The sequence below is a fragment of the Aestuariivirga sp. genome (assembly GCF_037139295.1).
Classification (GTDB): Bacteria; Pseudomonadota; Alphaproteobacteria; order Rhizobiales; family Aestuariivirgaceae; genus Aestuariivirga.
The window spans coordinates 1-5,831 of the sequence record NZ_JBAXGR010000154.1; the positions used below are offsets into that span (position 1 = coordinate 1).

Below are 5,831 nucleotides of genomic sequence, written 5' to 3' on the forward strand. Positions count from 1 at the left end.
CACATGAGCCATCCCGCCATCAAGCCCGGAAACACCGCCGTCATCACCGGAGGCGCCGCTGGAATTGGGCTTGCTTCAGCCATCGCATTTGCCAAGGCGGGGCTCCGTGTCTGTATCGCCGATCTCGGCGAAGCGCGTTTAGCAGAGGCGGCCCGCCGCATCGCTGAAGTCGCTCCCGGCGGCGCACGGGATGTGATGGCTGCGGAAACGGACGTCGGCAGCCATGAGGAGGTGCAAGCCCTGGCCGATCGGGTGAAGGGCGAATGGGGTCACCTCCACGTGCTTATGAACAATGCCGGGATCCAGCCGGGGAGCTCCATGTTCGGCCCTCGCCAGAGCTGGGAGCGCGTCATTGATGTGAACTTGTGGGGCGTGATCAACGGTGTGCAGGCTTTTGTGCCGCGTATGATCGGGCAGGGCAGTCCGGGCCTCGTCATCAATACGGGGTCGAAGCAGGGCATCACCACGCCGCCGGGAGATCCGGCCTACAACATCTCCAAGGCGGGGGTGAAGGTGATGACGGAGGCGTTGGCGCATGAGCTCCGCAACACGGACGAATGCCAGATCACGGCCCATCTTCTCATTCCGGGCTTCGTCTTCACCGAACTCACGGCGAAGGGCAGGACCGAGAAGCCCGCCGGTGCATGGACGCCGGAACAGACCGTCGATTTTATGCTGGAGCGTGTTTCAGATGGCGATTTCTATGTCCTCTGCCCTGACAATGAGGCGACGCGGGCACTGGATGAGAAGCGCATCCTGTGGGCGGCCGGCGACATCGTCGAGAACCGCCCGCCGCTCTCACGCTGGCACAAGGATCATGGCGAGGCGTTTGCATCCTTTGTCAGTCGCGGCGGCCGCTAAGGTGCTTCGATGAGGATCCCCGCTCGGGTTCTTGATGCCGCGCGGCGTCGTGGAGCGACTGTGCCGGGACGCTTCACCCCTCGCCGGCTTCTGGACAAACCTTCAATCGCAATCTAGGATTTGACCGTGGGGCGGTTGGAGCACCAGCGCTCCGGTTCATCCCACGGAAAACAGACAGAATAGAAACAACTGTCAGACACGTCCTGGGAGGACTCAAATGCCAATACTGAACAGAAGACTTCTGCTCGGCAGCGCTGCCGCACTCATCATCGCGTCATCGTCGACGGCAGCCCTTGCCGCCGACAAGATCCTTGCGTCCGTGCCGGGCCTCAGCTTCCCCTTCTTCGTGCATATGATGAACGCCTTCAAGGCGGAGATCCAGAAGCAGGGCTACGAGGTCATCGAGAGTGATGGCCAGGTCTCCTCGCCCAAGCAGACGGCCGACATCGAGGCGGCCATCACCCAGGGCGTCAAGGGCATCGTGATCAGCCCGAACGAGGTTGACGCTATGGCGCCGGCGCTGCAGCAGGCGGTGGAAGCCAACATCCCCGTCGTCACCGTCGACCGCCGGGTTCCCTCCGTCGAGGGCATTCTCGCCCATGTGGGCGCTGACAACGTGAAGGGTGGCGAGGCTCAGGGTAACCTGATCCTGTCGCTCTACCCGGATGGCGCCACCATCATCAACCTGCAGGGCCAGTCGGGCGCATCGCCCGCGATCGATCGCAACAAGGGCTTGCACAACGTGCTCGACGCGGCAGGCGAAAAGTACAAGATCGTGTTCGAGCAAACTGCGGGCTTTGCGCGTGACAAGGGCCTTTCGGTGACGGAGGCTGCGCTGTCGGGCCTTGCCGAGCCGCCGAAGGTGATCGTTGCCGCCAATGACGACATGGCGCTGGGTGCCATGGAAGCCGTAAAGGCGCGTGGCTTGACCGGTATCTCCATCATCGGCTTCGACGCCCTCCCGGAAGCCCTCGCACAGGTGCGCGACGGCGGCCTCACGGCGACGATCGAGCAGTTTCCCGGACAGCAGAGCGCCCTTGGCGTGCAGACCCTCGTGGCATTCATCAAGGATGGCACCAAGCCGGCTGACAAGGTGCTGCTGCTCACCCCGGTCGCCATCACCAAGGACAATCTGAACACGGCAGAGCGCCTTGGCGAAGTGAAGTAATCAGACACGCAAGCTCCGGCCGGCATGCTGCCGGCCGGGCAATTGCACATGACCTCATCAGCGGAACTGCCAATGCTTCTCCGCATGTCCGGGATATCGAAGACCTTTCCGGGCGTGCGGGCGCTCGACCAGGTGAACTTTGCCGTCGGTGAAGCAGAGATCCACGCGTTCCTTGGTGAGAATGGTGCAGGCAAGTCGACCCTGCTGAAGATCCTGTCCGGCGCCCAGGCGCCCAATGCGGGAACGATCGAACTGGCTGGCCAGTCCGTTAGCTTCAGCAGTCCCCAAGTGGCGCAACAGGCGGGTATCGCGACGATCTATCAGGAATTCACCCTGGCGCCCGACATGACGGTGGCAGAGAATGTCTTCATCGGCCGCGAGCCGGGATCGCGCCTGTTCGTCAACTACCGCAAGCTTGAAGAGCAGACCCGCGCGCTGTGCGCCCGCGTCGGTCTCGACCGCAGCCCCCGTGCCATGGTCCGAGACCTTTCCGTCGCCGAGCAGCAGATGGTTGAGATCGCCCGCGCACTCTCGATGAAGTCGCGCCTCATCATCATGGACGAGCCGACCAGCGCGCTAAGCCGCGCCGAGGTCGAAAAGCTGTTTTCGATCATTCGCGGCCTGAAGCGGGAAGGCGTGTCGGTTATCTTCGTGACTCACCGGCTCGAGGAAGTCTTCGAGCTCTGCGACAGCTATACGGTTCTGCGCGATGGCCGCAATGCCGGCCATGGCAAGGTGGCCGAAACCAGTGTCGAAGCCATCATCCGGCTGATGGTGGGCCGTGACGTCGGCCTGCTTCAGCAGCGCGCCCAATCCTTCAGCACCCCGGAAGTGGCCATGGAGGTGAAAGGGCTGTCGCGCAGGCGCAAGAGTACGGATGCAAGCGCCATCGAGCTCCACGATATTTCGTTCCGCCTCCACAAGGGTGAGATTCTTGGCATTGCGGGTCTCGTCGGCGCTGGCCGTACCGAGATGGCGAGGGCGGTTTTTGGCGCCGACGCGTTCGACAAAGGCCAATTGATCGTGGATGGAAAGCCCGTCGCCATCACCTCGCCGCGAGATGCCATCGCCGAGGGGATCGGCCTCGTGCCGGAGGACCGCAAGCAGCAGGCCCTGTTCCTGTCGCTTGCCATCCGCACCAACATGTCGATCGCCTCGCTCGATCAGATCTCATCCGCAGCGGGGTTCCTGAGCAGCGCCAAGGAAAGCGCGCTCGTCGAAGAATATCGCGGGCTCCTCAACATCCGCATGGCCTCAGGCGATCAATTGGTCGGCAACCTCTCCGGAGGAAACCAGCAGAAGGTCGTGCTTGCCCGCTGGCTTGCCCTGCGGCCGCGTGTCCTGATTGTCGACGAGCCCACACGCGGCATTGACGTGGGTGCCAAGGTCGAAGTCCACAATCTTCTGATCGAGATGGCGAAAACGGGCATCGCCATCATTGTGATCTCATCCGAATTGCCGGAGGTGCTGTCGCTCGCCGACCGCATTCTCACGATGCGGGAGGGCCACGTCACCGGCGAGGTGACGAGAGCAGAGGCCTCGCCCGAAAAACTCATGACGCTGATGACGATCGGGTCGCAGCGTGCAGCTTGATGGGGCCGGGAATGACTGACAGCGTGGCCGCGAAGACGGGCAGGGACTTCGATGCGTTCTCGTTCTTGGCGCGCTTTGCGCCCCTCATATTCCTGCTGGTGCTGATGGCGGTGTTCGCGATTCTTGAGCCGCGCTTCCTGTCCTCCGTCAATCTCTTCAATGTCATGCGGCAGGTCTCGATCACCGGCTTGCTGGCCATTGGTATGACCTTCGTGATCCTCACGGCTGGCATCGATCTGTCGGTGGGTTCCCTTCTGGCCTTTGCCGGCCTGGTTGCAGCCGCTGTTGCAAAGGGTGGTATGCAGGACCGCTTCACCGTGGGGGACGAGACCATCGGTTATGGCTGGCCGCTGGCGGCACTCGCGGCCATCGCGGTCGGCCTCGTGGGTGGGCTTCTCCAGGGCGTGGCAATCACCAAGCTCAAGGTTCCGGCCTTCGTGGTAACGCTCGGCGGCATGTCGGTGTTTCGCGGAGCGGCACTGCTGTTTGCGGCCGGCGGGCCGATCTCGGGTTTCGAGCCAAGCTTCACCTGGTGGGGGCAGGGCAAGATCTTCTCGGTGCCGGTCCCGGTCATCATCTTTCTGGTGGCAGCCGTCATCGCCCATATCGTGCTGAGCTACACCCGCTATGGCCGGCGTGTTTATGCCGTTGGCGGCAATCCGGAGGCAGCGCGCCTTGCCGGCCTCAATGTCTCCGCCATCATCACCAGTGTCTACATCATCATGGGGTTCTTCTCTGGCCTCGGTGCCTTTGTGCTGGCTGCCCGCCTCAACTCTGCGGAGGCCGTTGCCGGAACCGGCTACGAACTCACGGTGATCGCATCCGTGGTGATTGGTGGAACCAGCCTGTTCGGGGGCACGGGGTCCATCTTTGGCACGGTTGTCGGCAGCCTGCTGATCGGCGTGCTGCTCAACGGTCTGGTCCTCATGAATGTGAACTCCTACATCCAGCAGATCATCATCGGCGTCATCATCGTGCTGGCCGTGGCCTTCGATACGTTTGCGAAGTCGCGGCGCCGCAAGAACTGAGATGGTAGATCGTCGGGACATTCCGCTCCGCCGGACCGTTCCGCATCAGTTTCGTCCACCTCGAGAACGCAGATCTCCGGAAGCACAGTCTTGACCTTGCCCGGCTCCCGGCTTTCGGAACGTTCCAGCGCCATTCTGCTGCTGATCGTCGCTGTCAGCTGTTTCGGGGCGGTCGACGGTTTCAGCAAGATCCTCGTCGACAGCCAGTCGTTCGGACAGATCATGCTGGCCCGTTACGCGCCGGCCCTTGTTGCGTTGCTCGTCGCGAGCGGTCCGGGCTCCTGGAGGGGCATGTATTCCACGCGCCGGCCCGGCCTTCAGGTCATCCGGGGGCTCAGCCCTGTCTGCGTCGGGGGACTGATGGTGTTTGCCGTCCGCTACCTGCCTCTGGCGGAGGCCACCGTCATTCTCTTCGCGGGACCATTCATCGTGGTTGCACTCTCACAGCGAATGCTAGGAGAACGTGTGGATCCGGCCAGCTGGATAGCCGTCGCCATCGGGTTTCTTGCCGTTCTCATTGTCGCGCGGCCAGGGATCGACGCGCTTTCAAAATACACGATATTTCCGGCGGCAGCGGCCGTGTTCTATGCCATTCTCCAACTGCTCAGCAGGAGACTGGCTTCCTTGGGCGAATTGCCCAGAACAACCGTTGCCTGGACGTTGCTTGTCGGGACCCTCGTATCTTTGCCGCTGGCAATGTTGGACTGGCGCTCGCCCGATCTCTATCACTGGGTGATCCTGCTCTGCCTCGGCGTGAGCTTTGGGAGCGGGCAACTCCTTTTGACCAAGGCCTTTGCACTCGCTCCCGCCAACGTTCTGACACCCTTCAGTTACGTCCAGATCGTTTCGGCAGCCATCTTCGGGTGGCTGGTCTTTCACAACGTTCCGGATGTCTGGACGATTTCAGGTATGGTCCTGATCGTGAGTGCAGGGGTCTATGTATTTGGACGAAGAGACCCTGCCAACCAGGCATAAGTGCAACTTGCCTAGCCCTGGCTGAGCCATTCCTGGAACGTAGAGAAAACCCGGGCGCCCGGAGTGCCGGCGGGCCTATGTCTTCTTTCGGGCGTTGTTGTTCTGCGCGAGGAAGTCTGGAACCCGGGCTCAAAATCAGTCCTGGCGCGATGTGCATCGACCGATCTCGGTGATGCCGCGCCAACAGTTCTCTCCTTTGTACAGAA

General features: G+C 62.1%; 5 protein-coding genes. All 5 read left to right on the forward strand.

Going from position 1 to position 5,831, the window contains the following annotated elements:
* The first annotated feature begins 3 nt into the window (after nt 1-3).
* The 5 genes from WCJ41_RS19780 (at nt 4) to WCJ41_RS19800 (ending at nt 5,625) form a co-directional block, all read left to right on the forward strand.
* On the forward strand, nt 4-861 hold the full coding sequence (locus tag WCJ41_RS19780; RefSeq protein WP_336907563.1) for an SDR family NAD(P)-dependent oxidoreductase: 858 nt from the start codon (nt 4-6) through the stop codon (nt 859-861).
* 217 nt (nt 862-1,078) lie between these two features.
* On the forward strand, nt 1,079-2,029 hold the full coding sequence (locus tag WCJ41_RS19785; protein ID WP_336907559.1) for a substrate-binding domain-containing protein: 951 nt from the start codon (nt 1,079-1,081) through the stop codon (nt 2,027-2,029).
* 72 nt (nt 2,030-2,101) lie between these two features.
* Entirely contained in the window at nt 2,102-3,622 is a 1,521-nt protein-coding gene (locus tag WCJ41_RS19790) for a sugar ABC transporter ATP-binding protein (protein WP_336907560.1), read from the forward strand.
* An 11-nt stretch (nt 3,623-3,633) separates the two neighbouring features.
* A complete protein-coding gene (locus tag WCJ41_RS19795; protein WP_336907561.1) occupies nt 3,634-4,650 on the forward strand; it encodes an ABC transporter permease in 1,017 nt (338 codons plus the stop codon).
* 90 nt (nt 4,651-4,740) lie between these two features.
* Nucleotides 4,741-5,625, forward strand: a complete 885-nt coding sequence (locus WCJ41_RS19800; RefSeq protein WP_336907562.1) for a DMT family transporter — start codon at nt 4,741-4,743, stop codon at nt 5,623-5,625.
* Nucleotides 5,626-5,831: the final 206 nt, after the last annotated feature.

Excerpts from the sequence above, each read along its gene's own strand:
- WCJ41_RS19785 (WP_336907559.1), top strand. The coding sequence starts at position 1,079 with ATGCCAATACTGAACAGAAGACTTCTGCTCGGCAGCGCTGCCGCACTC.
- WCJ41_RS19795 (WP_336907561.1), top strand. The coding sequence starts at position 3,634 with ATGACTGACAGCGTGGCCGCGAAGACGGGCAGGGACTTCGATGCGTTC.
- WCJ41_RS19780 (WP_336907563.1), top strand. The coding sequence starts at position 4 with ATGAGCCATCCCGCCATCAAGCCCGGAAACACCGCCGTCATCACCGGA.
- WCJ41_RS19790 (WP_336907560.1), top strand. The coding sequence starts at position 2,102 with ATGCTTCTCCGCATGTCCGGGATATCGAAGACCTTTCCGGGCGTGCGG.